The 17,786-nt window shown below is 41.3% G+C and carries 19 protein-coding genes; 8 read left to right on the top strand and 11 right to left on the bottom strand.

The window, feature by feature from the left end; all coding sequences use genetic code 11:
- Positions 1 to 5: 5 nt before the first annotated feature.
- From CLI64_RS22805 to CLI64_RS22795, 3 genes are all read right to left on the bottom strand, one after another.
- The gene (locus tag CLI64_RS22805; protein WP_103139362.1) at positions 6 to 251 is read right to left on the bottom strand and encodes an HNH endonuclease; all 246 of its coding nucleotides are present in this window, start codon (positions 249 to 251) and stop codon (positions 6 to 8) included.
- Positions 252 to 253: 2 nt separating this feature from the next.
- Complete coding sequence (locus tag CLI64_RS22800; RefSeq protein ID WP_103139361.1) at positions 254 to 637, bottom strand: KGK domain-containing protein; 384 nt, start codon at positions 635 to 637, stop codon at positions 254 to 256.
- Between the two features lie 102 nt (positions 638 to 739).
- Positions 740 to 3,199: a dynamin-like GTPase family protein gene (locus CLI64_RS22795; protein ID WP_103140837.1), complete on the bottom strand. Its 2,460-nt coding sequence runs from the start codon at positions 3,197 to 3,199 to the stop codon at positions 740 to 742.
- A 167-nt stretch (positions 3,200 to 3,366) separates the two neighbouring features.
- On the opposite strand from CLI64_RS22795, the gene CLI64_RS22790 reads away from it, so the two are divergent.
- A complete protein-coding gene (locus CLI64_RS22790) occupies positions 3,367 to 3,825 on the top strand; it encodes a YbhB/YbcL family Raf kinase inhibitor-like protein (RefSeq protein WP_103139360.1) in 459 nt (152 codons plus the stop codon).
- A 236-nt stretch (positions 3,826 to 4,061) separates the two neighbouring features.
- Here the strand turns inward: CLI64_RS22790 and CLI64_RS22785 are convergent, their stop codons facing one another.
- Positions 4,062 to 4,505 (bottom strand): DUF2267 domain-containing protein, encoded by a 444-nt coding sequence (locus CLI64_RS22785; protein ID WP_103139359.1) that lies wholly within the window; start codon positions 4,503 to 4,505, stop codon positions 4,062 to 4,064.
- A gap of 191 nt (positions 4,506 to 4,696) precedes the next feature.
- The gene (locus CLI64_RS22780) at positions 4,697 to 5,662 is read right to left on the bottom strand and encodes an RsmB/NOP family class I SAM-dependent RNA methyltransferase (protein ID WP_103139358.1); all 966 of its coding nucleotides are present in this window, start codon (positions 5,660 to 5,662) and stop codon (positions 4,697 to 4,699) included.
- Positions 5,663 to 5,906: 244 nt separating this feature from the next.
- Here CLI64_RS22780 and CLI64_RS22775 point away from each other — a divergent pair, with 244 nt between their 5' ends.
- Together CLI64_RS22775 and CLI64_RS22770 are read left to right on the top strand one after the other, a co-directional pair.
- Entirely contained in the window at positions 5,907 to 7,346 is a 1,440-nt protein-coding gene (locus tag CLI64_RS22775) for a DUF2157 domain-containing protein (protein WP_103139357.1), read from the top strand.
- A 256-nt stretch (positions 7,347 to 7,602) separates the two neighbouring features.
- Positions 7,603 to 8,322 (top strand): GDYXXLXY domain-containing protein, encoded by a 720-nt coding sequence (locus CLI64_RS22770; protein WP_103139356.1) that lies wholly within the window; start codon positions 7,603 to 7,605, stop codon positions 8,320 to 8,322.
- On the opposite strand, the gene CLI64_RS22765 is transcribed toward CLI64_RS22770, so the two are convergent.
- Positions 8,319 to 8,558: a hypothetical protein gene (locus CLI64_RS22765; RefSeq protein ID WP_103139355.1), complete on the bottom strand. Its 240-nt coding sequence runs from the start codon at positions 8,556 to 8,558 to the stop codon at positions 8,319 to 8,321. The two genes, CLI64_RS22770 and CLI64_RS22765, sit on opposite strands and share 4 nt — an antisense overlap.
- 229 nt (positions 8,559 to 8,787) lie before the next feature.
- Here CLI64_RS22765 and CLI64_RS22760 point away from each other — a divergent pair, with 229 nt between their 5' ends.
- Complete coding sequence (locus CLI64_RS22760) at positions 8,788 to 9,429, top strand: hypothetical protein (RefSeq protein ID WP_192881583.1); 642 nt, start codon at positions 8,788 to 8,790, stop codon at positions 9,427 to 9,429.
- Between the two features lie 148 nt (positions 9,430 to 9,577).
- Here the strand turns inward: CLI64_RS22760 and rimI are convergent, their stop codons facing one another.
- Complete coding sequence (rimI, locus tag CLI64_RS22755; protein ID WP_103140836.1) at positions 9,578 to 10,123, bottom strand: ribosomal protein S18-alanine N-acetyltransferase; 546 nt, start codon at positions 10,121 to 10,123, stop codon at positions 9,578 to 9,580.
- A gap of 94 nt (positions 10,124 to 10,217) precedes the next feature.
- On the opposite strand from rimI, the gene lysA reads away from it, so the two are divergent.
- The 3 genes from lysA (at position 10,218) to CLI64_RS22740 (ending at position 13,381) form a co-directional block, all read left to right on the top strand.
- The gene (gene lysA, locus CLI64_RS22750; protein ID WP_103139353.1) at positions 10,218 to 11,621 is read left to right on the top strand and encodes a diaminopimelate decarboxylase; all 1,404 of its coding nucleotides are present in this window, start codon (positions 10,218 to 10,220) and stop codon (positions 11,619 to 11,621) included.
- Positions 11,622 to 11,711: 90 nt separating this feature from the next.
- A complete protein-coding gene (gene cdaA, locus CLI64_RS22745) occupies positions 11,712 to 12,635 on the top strand; it encodes a diadenylate cyclase CdaA (protein ID WP_103139352.1) in 924 nt (307 codons plus the stop codon).
- Positions 12,632 to 13,381 (top strand): isoprenyl transferase, encoded by a 750-nt coding sequence (locus CLI64_RS22740; RefSeq protein ID WP_103139351.1) that lies wholly within the window; start codon positions 12,632 to 12,634, stop codon positions 13,379 to 13,381. Before cdaA ends, CLI64_RS22740 begins: the two co-directional genes overlap by 4 nt.
- A 259-nt stretch (positions 13,382 to 13,640) precedes the next feature.
- On the opposite strand, the gene CLI64_RS22735 is transcribed toward CLI64_RS22740, so the two are convergent.
- From CLI64_RS22735 to CLI64_RS22720, 4 genes are all read right to left on the bottom strand, one after another.
- Positions 13,641 to 14,495: an HIT family protein gene (locus tag CLI64_RS22735; RefSeq protein ID WP_103139350.1), complete on the bottom strand. Its 855-nt coding sequence runs from the start codon at positions 14,493 to 14,495 to the stop codon at positions 13,641 to 13,643.
- A 51-nt stretch (positions 14,496 to 14,546) separates the two neighbouring features.
- Positions 14,547 to 15,293: a Uma2 family endonuclease gene (locus CLI64_RS22730; protein WP_103139349.1), complete on the bottom strand. Its 747-nt coding sequence runs from the start codon at positions 15,291 to 15,293 to the stop codon at positions 14,547 to 14,549.
- 144 nt (positions 15,294 to 15,437) lie between these two features.
- Complete coding sequence (gene panB, locus CLI64_RS22725; protein ID WP_103139348.1) at positions 15,438 to 16,208, bottom strand: 3-methyl-2-oxobutanoate hydroxymethyltransferase; 771 nt, start codon at positions 16,206 to 16,208, stop codon at positions 15,438 to 15,440.
- 108 nt (positions 16,209 to 16,316) lie between these two features.
- The gene (locus CLI64_RS22720; protein WP_103139347.1) at positions 16,317 to 17,429 is read right to left on the bottom strand and encodes a two-component regulator propeller domain-containing protein; all 1,113 of its coding nucleotides are present in this window, start codon (positions 17,427 to 17,429) and stop codon (positions 16,317 to 16,319) included.
- 83 nt (positions 17,430 to 17,512) lie between these two features.
- Between CLI64_RS22720 and CLI64_RS22715 the strand changes: the two genes are divergently transcribed.
- Complete coding sequence (locus CLI64_RS22715; RefSeq protein ID WP_103139346.1) at positions 17,513 to 17,716, top strand: hypothetical protein; 204 nt, start codon at positions 17,513 to 17,515, stop codon at positions 17,714 to 17,716.
- The last annotated feature ends 70 nt before the right edge of the window (positions 17,717 to 17,786 follow it).

Raw genomic sequence — 17,786 nt, 5'->3', positions numbered from 1 at the left:
AACAACTAAATTTTAAACTTGCGTCGGAAGCGGTGGTCAATTTTATCTGTCTTACGTTGATTACAGGTACAGCAAAGAGTCTGCAAGTTGCTGATATCGTTTTGACCACCGCGCGCTAAGGGGATAATATGGTCGATATTTAAATCAGTTTCTAAGCCTGTTTTACCGCAACTTTGACATTGATATTTATCCCGTTGGAACACATATTGTCTAACTGATTGTGGTATATGAATGCATGGTGTCTTATTCATAATTATTCTTCATTCATCCTGCGCCGCAGATCATCTAATGGTGATGTTGATGCTGTTGTATTAGATGTGTCTGGGATAAATTCTATGTTAACATTAATTCTAACTTTTCCTGTTTGCCAACCAGCAGTTCCAGGTTGCAGTATTTCACATTCTATTCCTTCCTCAAAGAACTGAGAATCATAGCGATAGAATCTATTACCAACTATGTAACCACCTGGATCTATTGATATACCACAATCATTTAACAATATATAAAGTTCCTTAGATAATTGCTCAAGAAATATTTTTTGTAGTGCTTGCCTAATTTGACTAGCTTTAAATACCTGATCTTTCACCGAAAAAACATCATTGTCACTACAGTTACTCAAATTAAAATTATCTTCCATTGTTATGTATCTGGCTAAATGATTAATATTTTAGTCTCACCAGGAATGAATTTGCAGTTATATAAATAAAGTCCGCATAAGCGGACTTTTTGAAAAGACGGATTAAATCTGTGTCATACTGCCCGATAAACCATCTGAAATCAACACACCATTACTAGCAGAAATATCTTCTACTAGTTCTGATTGTGTCGTGCTAATTGTAGGTAGGAGATGATTATATAGTTGCATGGATTGCAAACAACTATTAATATTAGTCACCGCTAAATTATAAGCCTCAATTTTTTGTTCAACAGCATTGAGTAACCGCCGATTATTAGCTATTTTCTCCTCTGCTTCTTGTGCTAATGTCTGTTCTAAATAAACTCGTGCTTGGGGATATTGCTGTAAAATTTCTTCGGCTTGACTTTCCGTCATTGGTAATAATTGGGTTTTGAGGATTTGGTTGATAGTTTGACGGAAAGTTTTACGGATAGTTTGGGAAACTTTGGGTTCAAAGTCCAACTTTAATAGTTGTCTGATTGCTGGTTCTGCCTCTACTATACTTTCAGAATCATAACCTTGAGAAGTTTGCAGCAAAGTTTGGCGGAATTGATATATAGAAAATGTGCCTTCATCGTAAAATAGATGACTTTCTCTGACATAGCGATCGCATTCTACACTAGCTGCGTCAACTAAAGATTGCGATACAGCTTTTTCTAGTGTTTTTAACTTTGATTCAATGCCTGCATCATTACCTAACAAGCGATACAATTGACGATAGTATTCTGATTTACGAACCTTCTCCATTAATCTTTGGAAAAGATTAGCAATTACTTGTTCGGAAGATTCGACTAAAATATCTTCTAATTGATTAGCAAGATAATAGAAAGCTTCAACTAAAATCGCTAGTAATGGTGCAGTAGCATTGCGTGGATGACTCAGAGTTGCACGGCGATAAGCATCAGCTACAGAAAAAGTATCTAATAACTCATCTAAACGGCGGATCATCCGAGATTGTAATTGTTTAAAATCAGTTTCAAAGCCATCACAGGAGTTATTAATTACTAGATTTACCTCTTCTATAATGTGCTGACTGAAATCTCTCCCCACTTGTTGCAACTGTTGATTGAGACGTTGCAATTCATGTTGTTTCATTGTCTCAATTTCACGGGGTTGACTATCTAAATCTCGATATGCCACTTGATAGTGTTTTTTGAGTTTAATACAAATATCTTCCAAGTCATTAGCGAGAGATTTAAAAAGCTGGGGACGCTTTTCTTCGGTGAGGTAGCAAGTAATTGCACTGCGAAATTCTTCAATACCACTATCTTGAATTAACTGATTAATTAAAGGTGTACCTTGCTCTGATAAGATTCTTACATAGTTAGCATTGGGGGATTCAAAACCGTTAAGAGAAATCCGAAAATTAGTAGAAGACAGTTTACCAGAACTGACACAGTAATTATTAAATGCGTAAACGAACTGCGGTGTTTCTTCTGTACCATGTACACCTTTAACGCTATCTACAAAAATAGAATCCAAACCAAATCTGTCTTGAAGGGTTGTCTGTTTAATTTGACTGCCGTAAAATCCTAGTAAACCACTGGTTTTATAAACGCGACTAGTATCACGAAACTGTGAATTAATTAAATCGTCTAGTCGTTGCCTTAATTGGGTATTGTACCAAGTTTCATCGATGCGGTTGAAGACATAAAAAACGCGATCGCGTATTCCTCCATTTTGCCGCATTTTCTCTAACAGTTCCGTTTCTTCCTTCGTCATATCACCAGCAGATGCGGGTTTCAGCACACATACCACCGCCGATGTATCAGGATGTTGAATTTTAGCGTAGGTTAACCGTGCATCTTTTTCTACTGGTGCATCAATCCCAGGGGTATCGATAATGACGTTTCCATCTTGCAATAAAGGATGGTTGCAATAATATTCAATCTGTTTTAAAACTGCACTATTACTACCACGCCGTGCATATCCCGCCGCCTCTTTTAAATTAGTAAAATTAAATTGCTCCATTGAATAGGTAGCATTAATAGTTGGATGAATATGTTTGTTGTTAGCCTCATATCCTTGCAATAATAAAATTAAGGCTTTGGCTTGTTTAGCACGTTCTGATTTACTCTCTCCACCCTCTTGCTGAATAATTGCATCACACCCTTGATACAATAAACTTACTACTTCTGCTTGATTGATATTAGCCCCAGTTGCAAATCCCAATTGTTGACATAGAGAAGTTGCTTGTTCTCTGATTTCTGCTTCACTTAAAAAAGTTAAAACTACCCGTTCTTCACCTAATTCGGCATACTCAATTTTACATTCTGTACCTGTAGCGTGTCCTTCTGCACTATATAGCAACTCTCGCTCTAAAAGTGCATTAATCAACATTGATTTACCTGCACTGAAAGCACCCGCAAACACAATTTCAAACCTGGGAGAAATGGCTTTACCTAGAGAAGTTTGCACAGATGTAATATCTTGCGATCGCAAAGCTGATTCTTGTTGTAAAAGTTGCAAGATAGAGTCAACTTGATCTTTTAAATTATGGCACTGAAAAGGCAGGTATGACATACAAGTACCAATCACATTTTCAGTATATTTTAATCAAGTATTTATACTATTGCTTCAGTATGATCACGACGTTATGAATTGCCTCTTGAGAAAGAGGATCAATAAATTTTTCAGTATTACCATGATGCCAAACAATCATATTTTTAATATCATCGGTAAAGGAAAATATGAAACTAATAAGTGACAGCTTTTCCGCTAATAGTATGATTCCCATCAAATTTTCATGTGAAGGTGCAGGTATTTCTCCTTCCTTAAAATGGGAAGATGCACCGCAAGAAACCCAGAGTTTTGCTTTAATTGTTGATGATCCCGATGCGCCAAATAGAACTTTTGTTCATTGGGTTCTCTACGATTTGCCCCATTACACTCACAATTTACCAGAAGCAATTCCCCACACACCCATATTAGATGGTAATGGTATTCAAGGGAAAAATGATGCTGATCAATTTGGTTATTTTCCCCCATGTCCCCCACAAGGAACTCATCGTTACTTTTTTAAACTTTATGCCCTTAATAGGTTTTTAGGGTTAGATTATGGTGCAACCAAAGCAGAAGTAGAAGCTGCTATGTCAGGTCATATTTTAGCGACAGCAGAATTAATCGGAAAGTATCAAAAACATCGCTAAAACAACGTAAATTCGACGAATGAACAAAACCCCTCTCCATAGAGCGAAGCTCTTCTCGTAGAGTACCTCTCCCCTGCTAGGAGAAAGGCTTTAAAACCTTCATTTTTCGTTGAGTTTTCAAGATATTTAAGCCCCTCTCCGTCTCGGAGCGAAAAGTCTGAGCGGAGGTTTCCTCCGCTCAGAACTTTTCAAGAGAGAGGGGTTTGAGGAGAGGTCATCGAATTAATATAAAACTTTTAAGCACGCACCTCTTCTGGCCAAAGTTCTCGCAATGTTGGTGGCATCATATTAATTACATCTGTAATTTCGCCTCTAGTTACCCTCTCAGACAAAAGTTTAAAAACAGCGCGCACAACCGTCTCCGCATCAATATTAGGGTCGGAAGTGCGGAAGTAATCGCGGATATGTTGCAAAAATGCGTCCTTAGTTCTATCTTTGATCGGTGCTGCTCCAGGTCGCCAGTTTTCGTAGTAAAATCCCCCTAGTAGGATGGGTAACTGCGCGCCTAAATGGGAAGCTTCTTCTATTGTCAGGCGATCGCGCAAAGCGTGCAAGGTCGCCCTTAATGCCTGAAACACTTTATGTTTATTCTCCCAACCCAACTTATTGCATAATTCATTCACCCAAGGAATCGTATTCTGCACAGTTGTGTCAAAGACATCTAGCCCTGTCATTGTCATAGTTTTAACCCCAATTTTTTCTATTGATACTCTCAGCAATAACCAAAACAAAGCTTTAAAATTTCTATAGCTATGCTAGAAAAGTAATCAATTAAATCTCCTCTGACTAATGAAGTGTGATGCTAACTTCTTAGTCTGTCTAAAGGATTGATTCCTAATATTTCAATACTTCCTTGATTACCCCTGTACCCTTACAAACCTGAACCCTCTTGAAAAATAATCCCTAAATCATTCAATACATCCATGTTTAACACTTGACGTTCTCCTGCATCAGTGTTTTGAAATAGCACAGTAAAAGCACCAGCACCTAATCTATCTTGAGGAAACAGGCGATAACAGGGAATATTAGTTAACTGTGATTGATAATCTTGTAAATGGCTAACTTTCACTGGTTGAAACTGTGGGAATTTAGACAAAAACCACTCACAAACCTGCTCATTTTCCTCCAGCGAATAGGTGCAAGTCATATAAGCCAAATAACCCTGCGGTGCAACTAGTTTTGCAGAGTTAGCAATGATTCTTTTTTGCCGATTAGCACTTTTATTAATAGCCGTAGGATGAAAACATCCTGGTGCTTTTTCACCTTTAGCTAATAGAGATTGTCCCGTACAAGGAGCATCAACCAATACCAAATCACAAGTTGCAGTAATACTTTCTGCAAATATCCTAGAATCTCGATTCATCACTATACTAGGACTAATCTGGCAACGCTTTAAGTTAGATATCAACATTCCTAACCTTTTGCCAATTACTTCATTACAAATAATTAAATTTGGTTGCAAAGCTTGCCAAGCAAATATACTTTTCCCTCCTGGTGCAGCGCACATATCAAACACTAATCTAACTGGCTGAGGGATTGCTAATAAGACAGCAGCAGCGAATACAGAAGAAAAGTCTAAACAGTAAAAATATCCTTGATGATGTAAAGGATGTTGACCTGGTTTTTCTCCTAATTGTAAACGATTGATAAATTGTGGTTGCCAATTCAATGGTGATGTCACTGAAAATGGTGGGTTTTCTGGTTGTTTCTGACACCAAAGTATACAGGGATTAAAAGATTGAGGAGCAATTAACGCTTCAATAAATTTTTCTTGATTATCAAGGTTTTCAAACAAACGGCGTGTAAGTTTCAATAATAAATTTGATGGTTTTTCCATTAGTAAAACTGTTACAGAAGAACAATGCTTGTTAGTGAGTTGGCTTCATACTCTAGAATATTAGGAATTAGGGAAAGGAAGTAAAAAGGCAAAAGGCAAAAGGCAAAAGGTAAAAAATATTTTGGCCTTTTTATATCCAATGCCCAATGCCCAATGCCCAATACCCAATCCCCACTGAAGACTATCTCTTTGCGTAAATCCTAGAAGATTGCCAAGCTGCCGAAACGCACTAGAGAGGGTCAAGATGTTCGATAATTTCCAGAAGAGACTGCGGCGGGAAGCAGAAATATGGCGTGATGAAGGCATTATTAGTGCTTCCCAATATCAACAAATTGCCGATCGCCATCAATTTAAAAGTATAGAAGCAGCTGCGCGCGATCGCTTTATGATGATTGCAGTAGCGATCGGTGGTGTCCTGTTAGTCTTGGGGACAGCCACTTTTATTGCTGCCAACTGGTTTGCCTGGGCTAGAGAAGTCAGATTTATCATGATGATGAGTTTGTTTTTCTCGGTTAGCATCATCGGTTTTTACACTTGGCAAGAACCTAAAGTCGCCAAGAAAGAAGGAAAAAAACCACAACGCAGTAACCGTTATTTAGGAGAAGCCCTGTTAATCTTAGCGGCTTTTATCTTGGGCGTGAACATCTTGCTGACGGCGCAGATTTTTAATATCAGTGGTTCAGCTACACAATTATTCCTCGCCTGGGGATTTGGCGTTTCGATTATGGCCTATAGTCTTTCCCTGAATTCTTTAGGGATTATGGCCATTATCCTGATGCAGATTGGTTATTGGTTGGGAGTCAATGATTTATTGAACCTCTCCTCACCTGACTGGAACTGGGCGCGGTTAGCAGTCCGACATATGCCTTTAATCTCCTGGCTGTTATTTGTCCCTCTAGCTTACGCCTGTCGTTCTCGATGGATTTTCTTCCTCGCAGCTTTATTTTTTGCTAGTTCTCTACAATTCAATCTCAACCCTCTACCACTCCAGAACTTTTCTAATATGGCACCTTGGGTTGCATCCTTTGCCTTAGCACTGCCACCTGCTCTATTCTGGAGTTATGATGATCTGCTATTTCCCAACATTAACTACAGGTTGTTTCAACCCATAGCCCGTAATTTAGCTTTAATAGCCTTTGGTTTAGCCTTTTATGCCCTTTCTTTTCGTGGGCAATGGCAAGGGACTTTTAACGTCTTTCCATCCAGAAACACTAGTCTCATGTCTTTGCCAATCATTGACTTGGGGATTCTCAGTGGTTTAGCTGTATTGCAGTGGTTGTTTATCTACCGTCAAAGCAATAACCCACCCCGCCGGGAAGTCGTCTTCAAAACCGGCTTAATTGCCACATTTCTCGGTTTTATCGTAGTCGTACCTTTTTGGCATCAAGCCATTAACCGCATTGGTGAACTAGGAAGTTTCACCTTTAGCGTACTCTTCGTTATCCTCGCTTGGGGATTTGTGCAGGAGGGATTAAAAATCAGTAATAGACGTTCCTTTTGGGGCGGAATGCTGTTATTAACCCTACTAGTAATTAGCCGAATGTTAGAGTACGACACCGACTTATTGTTTAAATCAATGGTGTTCGTCATGTGCGGTTCAATACTCATTAGTGCCGGAGTCTGGTTTGAACGTCGCCTGACTGGGGGATCTTCCGGTTCGTCAGGGAATAAGAGTAAGGAGTAGTGGGGAGTGGTGAGTGGTGAGAATGAGTAATGAGTAATGAGTAATGAGTAATGAGTGGGCAGTGGTGAGTGGTGAGTGGTGAGTGGGGAGTGTAATAGTCATTAGTTATCGCTGTTTTCCCCCTCCCCTGCTTCCCCTGCTTTCTCTCCCTTGTCTGCCTTGTCTCCCCTGCCCCCTGCCCCCTGCCCCCATTCCATTATCTGCGTAAGTCCTAGTTTCATTTCGTCAACCACTAATTATTTTTAGGATTACGCCCATGTCAGAGAAATCTTCTGAATCTACCAAAACTAAAACTTTGTCTCCTGAAGCGGAATTCTCGAAGAAGCTGACTTTTAAAGATTACCTGACTGCGACTGAGCAAAAATATAACCAACCTTTACCTTTTTGGCGGTTATTCGTTCCCCTCATGCTGCAAGCGGGATTAATCTTATCGGTTCCTACCCAAGCTGCATATACTAACCTCACCGGTAGAGAGGTGATTTTACAAACTGTGGCTTCGTCTCCAGAAAATGTATTGCAAGGTTACGCGCTTAATCTTGATTACAACATAGCGCGCGTTTCTAATTTGCGAAGATTACCAGGTTGGAATGATCTTGTGCGGCGAAATCGCGGTAGAAACGGCAGATTACTATCTGGGACTGATATCTATGTGATTCTCCGAGAACAACAATCTTTCGGTCGTGGTGTACCCAGGGCTTGGCGGCCTGTGCGTGTCAGTGATACTCTACCGATATCCCTCCCGAATAATCAAGTCGCCCTCAGAGGGGTGTATGAGAATGGTGTGATCAACTATGGTGTGGAAACATTTAATGTTGCTGAAGAACAACGCCAGCTAATTAGCGAAGATATTCGTCGTTCTTCTAGACAAAATAGAACTAGACAGCTACGACCCATCACCGTCAAAGTTAAAGTAGATCCCCAAGGTAACGCTGTACCGATGAGTCTATGGGTGCGCGATCGCAATTACAGCTTCTAGTCATTATGGCGCACATTCCAGGCTACACCAAAAGCTGCTCCTGCTCCTGCTAATAACCCTGTACTCATACCTTGAATGGTTTTTTGTACAGGGTTTTGAGTCAAGCAATCGCTTGTAATGCGTTCGGCTTGCAAGCACAGATTGCTTTGCGCCCAACTACTAGTCCCCCCTAAAATGACACCAGCGACACTACAAGAAGCCACAAGCAGCAGCAGGCGTTTGGTTTTTATATCCATAGATGGATGCGTTTTAATTGAAAGTTGTATATTTCACTCAACTACTGTACACATCTATCTTAAAAAAGGCAAAAGCCAAAAATTATGTGAATTTCGTCAGCTTTCTATCTATTTCGACTAAAAACTGCACTCAAACATATAAATATAATGTTTGATAATGCTTGCGAAAATTATCTGTTCTCTCTTGAAGTTATGAGATGTTGAACAGATATTTTCCCAGGAATGAATCATGCAAGCTCACAACAAACAATTGCATAAATTGATTGTATATCCATTATTGATCGCTTTAGTGACTGTAGGCGCGATCGCCAGCGCATCAACAGCGAATACTGTCGCACCAAATTCTACTACTACACCCAAACAATCGGTAAAAAATCAAGGAATTTACCGCAGCGATCGCTTTAAGTTTCAATTTAGCTACTCAACCAAAGATTTTGTCATAGATAATAAAATATCTACTCCCAGAAATCCGACTGATTCACCCTTAGCTAGCATCGATATTTGGACGAAAAATCATGCTCAAAAACTTCGTAATGGTGAATATGCAGGTGGTACAGAATACCCCGCCAACGTCAGCATAACTATTAATAATAATCCCAAAAAATTGCCCTTACAAAGATGGGTGCAACAGAGTAATCAATTTTCTGCCACTCGCGACTTTAAAGCTGCCAGAATAGCTGGACAAACTGGAATCAAATTCCAATCAAGTGGCTTATACGAAGACGAAAACGTCGCTTTTGTCAATCCTAGAGATGGGCGAATAATTGTCATCAAATTATCTAAAACAAATTATGGCAATAATGACGCAATCTATCGTCAAGCATACCAACAAGTAATTAATTCCTTCACTCTGTTAAATAATCGTCGGTAATTGAGTGCTGTTAGCGGAAGCGGAGCGTTGAGCAGCGTGCTGAGTAATGACTATTGACTATTGACTGTTGACTATTGACTGTTGACTATTGACTAATGACTAATAACTGATGACTAATAACTAATGACTAATGACTAATGACTAATGACTAATGACTAATAACTAATGACTTTTCCAATTTAGCCACAACCATAGAATGCCATTTCTCTAGTTTGTCCTGAAATGAAGGGTGTTGTAGATCAGAAAGCCAAAGAATCAAGGCATCTTCGCCATTATCTTGGTAATAGCCCCGTCGCCGCCCAGCTGTTTTGAACTCAAATTTTTGATATAAAGAGATTGCGGCTTGGTTAGAGGCTCGGACTTCAAGAGTTGCTCTTTCTAAGTTGCGATCGCAAGCTGTTTTCAGCAAAGAATAGACTAAAGCCTGTCCCAAACCTTGACCTTGATACAGAGGATGAACTGCCACAATTGTAATGTGAGCTTCCTCTAAAATCGTCCAAAAGCAGCCCATACCAAGTAATAATGTATGGGAGTGGGGGGAAAATATTCCCAGTAAATCACTGTTAGGGCTATCTAATTCGCGTTGGTAGCCTTCCAGTGTCCAAAGTCCGCCAAAACAGGTTTGATCTAGTTCCAAAATCGCACCTAGATCATCCGGGGTCAATGATTTGAGTTTTAAGTTAGAAGATAAGATCACTTTTATTGGGATAAGATTACTAACCCTTTGTAAACTGGGATCGGGAGACTGATTCACGCCCCTAATTTCAACAAGGACAATCTATATAAATATGGTATCGACTCACCTGGCTGGGGTTCAATATACTGGAGAGCAGTATTTACCCCAAAGCGACAGCGTAAATACAAATATTTCGCCTAACCAAGAACTCTTCCCACTAACTGCCAAAGTTAATAGTGCAGGTTGCTTGGCTATCGGTGGGTGTGATGTCACAACCCTAGTGCAGCAGTTTGGCTCACCTTTGTATATTTTAGATGAAGAAACTCTCAGAACCGCCTGCCAACAATATCGAGATAGCTTTAAAAAATATTATCAAGGCGAATCTCAGGTACTCTATGCTTCTAAAGCTTGGAATTGTCTGGCTGTAGATGCCATTATCGCCTCCGAAGGTTTAGGAATTGACGTAGTTTCTGGCGGTGAATTGTATACTGCCCTAACTGCTGGGATTAGTCCTGAGAAGATTTACCTCCACGGTAATAATAAATCTCGCGAAGAACTCAACTTAGCCATTGAATCTGGGGTGACAATTGTTGTCGATAACTGGTACGAGTTACACACCCTCGTGGATATCTTGTCAAGCACTTCTCTACCACCAGTGCGGATTATGCTGCGCTTGACACCAGGGATTGAATGTCATACTCATGAGTACATTCGTACTGGACACCTAGACAGCAAGTTTGGTTTTGACCCCAATGATTTAGACGAGGTGTTTAAATTTGTCAGTCAGCAATCAAATTTAAACTGTGTGGGTGTACATGCTCACATTGGTTCGCAAATCTTTGAACGGCAACCCCATCAAGACTTAGCGGCTGTCATGGTGCAATGGTTGAGGGATGCAGCTAAATACGGTTTGAATGTCACCGAATTGAATGTGGGTGGCGGTTTAGGTATTAAGTATGTAGAATCAGATGACCCACCAAGCATTGAAGAATGGGTGAAGGCGATTTGTGATGTCGTACAAGCAGCCTGTGCAGTGGAAAATCTACCTTTACCAAAATTATTATCTGAACCAGGGCGATCGCTAATTGCTACTGCCTGCGTGACAGCTTACACCATCGGTTCATCCAAAACCATACCGGAAATTCGTACTTATATTGCCATAGATGGCGGTATGTCCGACAATCCGCGTCCCATTACCTACCAGTCAGTTTATCGCACAGTCGTTGCCAACAAAATGTCTGCGCCTATCACAGAAACAGTTACCATTGCTGGTAAACACTGTGAATCAGGGGATATCTTAATTAAAAATGCCCAACTGCCCAAAACCGAACCAGGAGATACACTGGTAGTTATGGCAACTGGTGCTTACAATTACAGTATGGCATCCAACTATAACCGCTTACCCAGACCGGCAGCAGTTCTAGTGGCAAATGGCGAAGCAAACTTAATTTTGCAACGCGAAACTTATCAAGATTTAATTCGACAAGATCGTTTACCGGAAAGATTGAAGAATTAGTCACTAGTCCTTGGTCATTAGTTATTAGCTAATGACTAATGACTAATGACTAATAACTAATGACTAAAAGTATTAAGAGTTCCAGATGTCATGAAAGATTGGTGGAAGCAATGGCTGGCAAACCTGGGATGGTCTCAGTCCTTGCTGTTGGGGACTCTGGATATTGTATTGGTGCTGGCACTGACTTACATGATCCTCGTGATCATCAGTGAGCGTCGGACACTTTGGATGGTGCGGGGTTTTATTGTTTTGATGCTAGCCTCAGCACTAAGCGGCAGATTTGGTCTACCACTGTTAAATTTTGTGCTAGAAAAATTGGTGATTGGCTGTGCTGTAGCAATGGCAGTTGCTCTCCAGTCAGAATTTCGCCGCTTTCTAGAACAATTAGGACGCGGTGAATTTCGGCAATTGTTCCAACCATCCAATCTGACTATTCCTAAGTCTGATAGTGTAATAGATGAAATTGTGGAAGCGGTTAAAGAACTCTCGAAAAACCGAATCGGAGCTTTACTAATTTTGGAAACAACTGGCCCCATTGATGAACGGGATTTTTCTGTCCCTGGAGTTAAATTGAACGCTGATGTTTCCAAGGAACTGATACAGACAATTTTTCAACCCAAAACCCTACTGCACGATGGTGCAACATTAATCCGTGGTTCACGGATTGTATCATCGGGTATAATTTTACCGCTTTCGGGACGCACAGCATCGCGCCAGTTGGGTACACGCCATCGGGCAGCAATGGGAATTACTGAGCGAGTCGAAAATTGTATCTGTGTCGTTGTCTCAGAAGAAACGGGTTCTATTTCCCTCGCAGAACGGGGAATTCTAAATAGGCCGCTAACAATTAGGAAGCTCAAAGAGTCTTTAGAGGCTCGATTGTCTCCAACTGTAGATCGGGAAGCAGTTGCTCCCGGTTTGTTCAGCTTGGGTCGTCAGATTGGGAGTAAAGCATTGAAACTGGGTTCACGCTTACTTGGATTACCTTCGACCGCTTCTCAAGATAAAAAATGACAATACAACAAACTGAACTATACGAATTACCCCTAGATTTAAAACCAGAACTATTGCCTAAACACGTTGCGGTGATTATGGATGGCAATGGTCGTTGGGCTAAACGTCAAGGTTTACCCCGTATTATGGGGCATAAGCGTGGAGTTGATGCCCTGAAGGATTTACTGCGCTGTTGTAAAGATTGGGGAATCCAGGCTTTAACAGCCTATGCTTTTTCCACTGAAAACTGGAAAAGACCCCAAGAAGAAGTAGATTTTCTGATGACGCTATTCCAGAGAGTTTTGCGTCAAGAGTTGCGGGAAATGGTCGAAGAAAATGTGCAGATTCAGTTTGTTGGCAATTTAGCAGCATTGCCGCGATCGCTGCAAGCAGAAATTTCCCGTTCAATGGAAGAAACCAAAAATAATCGTGGTATCCGCTTTTCTGTAGCGACTAACTACGGTGGACGACAGGAGATTTTGCAAGCTTGTCGCGCGATCGCCCAAAAAGTCCAGCAAGGTATCCTCAAACCTGACGAAATCTCAGAAGAAGTATTTGAGGGTCATTTATATACAGCCGGAATTGCTGACCCCGATTTATTGATTCGCACCAGTGGCGAAATGCGTCTTTCTAATTTCCTCCTCTGGCAAATGGCCTATGGAGAAATTTACATTACTGACACACTCTGGCCAGATTTCGACCGAGCCGAATTCCATCGCGCCCTATGTGCCTATCAACAAAGGGAGCGGCGATTTGGGAAAGTTTAATTGCAATTTTTCACCCCTGAATCTAGATGTTGATTCTGTATGTTTTCAGGTGTAAAAAATTCATGCACAATCCTTTCCTGTCTGAGTAAAATTTGCCTCAAAGTCTCTCTCCTCGCAGGAGAGAGATTTAGAGAGAGGTTTTCTATACCGTTTATTCTGTACTGTAGAGAAGCGGGACATTAGTCCATTGCGTTAGCGTAGCGGGGCGCGTTAGCCCATTGATTGCGAATTGCGAATTGCAAATTGCGAATTGGTACAACTATTTTCTTTTCGCAATGACATTCCGTATTCCACTTTTTACCCCAACACTATCACCTTGATAGCGAGGAATAATATGTATGCTGGCGTGCATAATGTTTTGCCCAGCAGCGCGATTGATATTCATACCCACATTAAAACCATCAGGGGAAAATTCCGCTTTGAGCATTTCTTGTACCTTATTCACCATTAGCCAACAAGCAGACTGTTCTGAAAAAGGTAGCTCAAAATAATTACTAACATGACGTTTGGGAATCACCAAAATGTGACCTTTACTGATGGGATAGCCATCAAAAATTGCATAAGCTGTTGCTGATTCAGTTAAGAGAGTGAGATGTCTGCCAGGATTACAAAATATGCAATAATTAGGAGAATTCCTTTGATAATTATAATGAATGTATTCATATATTTCTCGCATTTCATCTAAATGAATAGAATTAAATGGGAGTTTAACAATACATTGATATGTCGGTTTTTTATGAACATAATGTTCTCGAAAACCTTCTTTTTTGATATCTCTCCTCACTGCATAATAAGCTTTACCCCCTGGTTTTAATAAATGGGATATTTCCATGATTACCTGAGTTTGTTCTTCAGGAGATAAAACATTTAAGACATAGAAGCAAATTATAGTGTCGAATTTATCGTGAGGATATTGGGGGTAATAATAAGGGTCATAACCAGTGATATCACAGCCTTTCTGTTGTAATAACTTCACATCATTACCCAAGCCACAACCAAAGTCTAAGATTTTGCCATTGAGCAGATTTTGATTGAGTAAAAACTGTGCTGGGAATGAGAGATAATTTCTATCAATGGCTGTGAGATGACTATATTGATTTTTTTGCTGCTTCATGAAATTTGCGATCGCACAGTGATTCCATAACTTAATTATTCACTGATGACATTAGGCGATCGCATCAGGGTCAACACCTAGCTCACGCAACTTAGCAGCCAATTTCTCTGCACGTTGTTTTTCCTGTTCAGCGCGTTGGCGTTCTTGTTCAGCTTGTTCACTACTCCACAACAAGAGATTTCCTTCCCCATCCCACCACCGCAACCAATTCATAGTTTGGCAAAGTCTCTCACCATACCAAATTCCCAGAAATAACTCCAACTCAGGAATCCAAAAACGTCCGTTAGTATCGGGCGGTTGTAAAACATATTTGCCATCCTGCAAACACCGGACTTCTAAAATTGGTTCGTAGGGGTCGTAGGTGACGTAGGTAGGAACTTGCAGAATTTTTTCGTAAAAATAGAGCTTACCGTAAGGCGGAGTCGAACGAATTGATAACTCTCCATTTTCCGTATCTGAGAGAAATTCCATCACCACAGATACAGCCCCACCTTCTAAATTTTGCGTGTAACTTCGACGAATGATATCCGTAGCGACAGGTTGGACTTGTGGGACATAAAACCAATCAGGTGCTTTCACCACAATTTTTTTATTCACTGTCGCTACTAGCCCAAAATTCGAGCCGATGAGCATTTCGGGTTGAATACGTCCGCTAGCTCCTAAAGCGTCAGTGAGTGCGGCTGCAAGTGGTGGTTGCTGAATATTTTCCACAGGGTCATCAGGTAAAACGAAATCCCCAGGAAGTGCTTCCCAGGTGATATTTACTTGTTTTTGGGTAGGACTGACTTGTAAAACCATACATATATTCTCAATAAATGAGACAGTGGAGCAGCAGAAAATAGTAATTACTCATGACTATGGCGAATGGGGAAGTAAGAGACAAAGAAAAGAGTAACTTATTGCCCAATGCCCCATTCCCCATTCCCTATTCCCATTTAATTATTATGGAAACTTTCTCTCACGTACTTCTGTAGCGTAATCTTTTACAGCTTGGGTGATTGTCTCCCGTAGATTAGTGTAGACTTTGGCAAATGGTGGTTGTTTTTCTGATAATCCCAGTACATCTGAGGTAACTAAAACTTGACCATCACAGTGCGAACCTGCACCAATACCAATAGTGGGAATGCTCAATTTTTGTGTAATCTGCATTGCCAAATCGGCGGGTATATGCTCTAAAACGATCGCAAATACACCTGCTTGTTCGAGAGCGATCGCTTCGTTTAAAATTTTCTCGGCTGTCTCTTCAGTCTTCCCCTGCTGTCGCAAACCCAACTGATGCACAGACTGCGGTGTCAAACCCACATGACCCATCACCGGAATTCCCGCCTGCACCAACCGCGCCACAGTTTCCACCATCGCAGGATAACCACCTTCTAATTTAACGGCTTGCGCTCCTGTTTCCTTTAATACCCGTCCAGCCGAATGGATAGCTTGCTGAACACTTTCTTGATAAGTCAAAAACGGTAAATCGACCACCACCAAAGCCCGTTTGACACCGCGACGCACAGCTTTAGCATGGTGCAGCGTTTCCTCTAGAGTAATCGGCAGCGTATTTTTATACCCCAAAATCGCTGCCATCGAGTCCCCCACCAGGATTAAGTCTACACCAGCCGCATCAAGAATATGAGCGATCGCGCAATCCCATGCAGTCAAAGCTACAATTGCGCGTCCCTGTTGTTTAAATTGAATTAATTGCTGGGTAGTAATTGCCATTTTTCGTCAATCGGGAATGGGAAATTGGGGATGGGGAATGGGGAATTGGGAATGGGGAATTGAGATACAGGAGAATAATTTTTACCCCAATGTCCAATTCCCATTTTTTCATTTCACAGCACGGCTGAAAGCTAGATGAGGTTTGGCACTTTCCATTTTGGGCATTAACCAAGCTAGACCTTCAGTTGTACCAATCCATAATTTACTTGCAACGTCTGGTACAAGTGCTAGCACTCGACTTGAAGGTAGTCCGGCAACTTCATCTAACACTGCGCCTGTATTTGGATTCAATCGTAACAAACCATCGTTAGTCCCTACCCACACACTACCATCTTTTGCAAAACGAACTGCGGTGACATTCTTGCCCCGCAACCGTGCCACCGAACGCAACACTATTCCAGTTTTGGGATTAATCACTAGTAAATTATTAGGCATTCCTGCCCAAATCAAACCTTCTGGACTAATAGCTAAAGTTTGTACTGTCGTCCCAGGTAAATCGTTGATGCGCTTCATAATCAACCCACTGGCGGTATTGACTCGCACGACACCATCCAAAGTCCCCACCCAAAGTTGACCTTCCGCATCTAAAGTCAAAGCATTGGCACTCACACCAGGTAAATTCTTCACCGTGGTCATAATTAAACCTTGATCGGGACTAATTAACGCTAAACCATTGTCCGTTCCCGTCCACAGATAACCACGCTTATCAACTAGTAGCGATAACACCCTCTTGGAAGGCAACAATAAATTTTGAGCAGTAATTTCATTAGTGCGAGGTTCTACCCGTAAAAGTCCTTCATAAGTTCCTACCCATAGCCTTCCGACTTTATCCTGTGCTAAAGCACCAATGGCAGTATTCGGTAGACTAACACGCCCCAAAATTTTACCGGTTTTGGGGTCAATGCGTGACAATCCTCGCCAAGAACCCACCCAAAGATTACCTGAAAAATCTGCGAGTAAATTATTCACACGATAATCAGTTTCCACTGCCCGTTCTTGCAAGTCTCGTTCATCAGGTAGAGGTGCTACTCGTGGAGGCGGTGCTGAAGGGGGATAAGTCGGGGCTAACTCCGAAGCATCAACTGGAGGGGTAGTTTGCGCCTTAGCTGAAATATTCGGCACAACCACCAACCCCAACAATATAGAAGTCATCAGTAAACTAGTACGTTTGTGAAGTAATACCACGGTGAAATTTCCTTTGGAGACAATACCTGTAGCCATTACCTAGACTGGCTAACAATTGATCTCAGTTTTCCCGCAGTTAGTAGTTTTTAAACATTAGGCGTGGGATTGGGGACTGGGGAATGGGGACTGGGAATTGGGGACTGAGGACTGGGGAATGGGGACAAGGTAGACAAGGTAGACAAGGTAGAATTTACTTCTCAACTCAGCACCAGCTAAACGCCGCACTACCACTAACATCACTCAAAATTCAGCATCGGCTAAACGCCCCGCTTCCGCTAACATCACCGGCTAAACGCCCCGCTTCCGCTAACAGCACGGGCTAAACGCCCCGCTTCCGCTAACAGCACTCAAAACTCAGCACTCAATCACTTCATCAAAGTGCTTATAACTAAA

Source organism: Nostoc sp. CENA543 (assembly GCF_002896875.1).
In the GTDB taxonomy this organism is placed as follows: Bacteria; Cyanobacteriota; Cyanobacteriia; order Cyanobacteriales; family Nostocaceae; genus Trichormus.
Note: the sequence above shows the minus strand (reverse complement) of the source record. Positions and strands in the feature narration are given on the sequence as shown.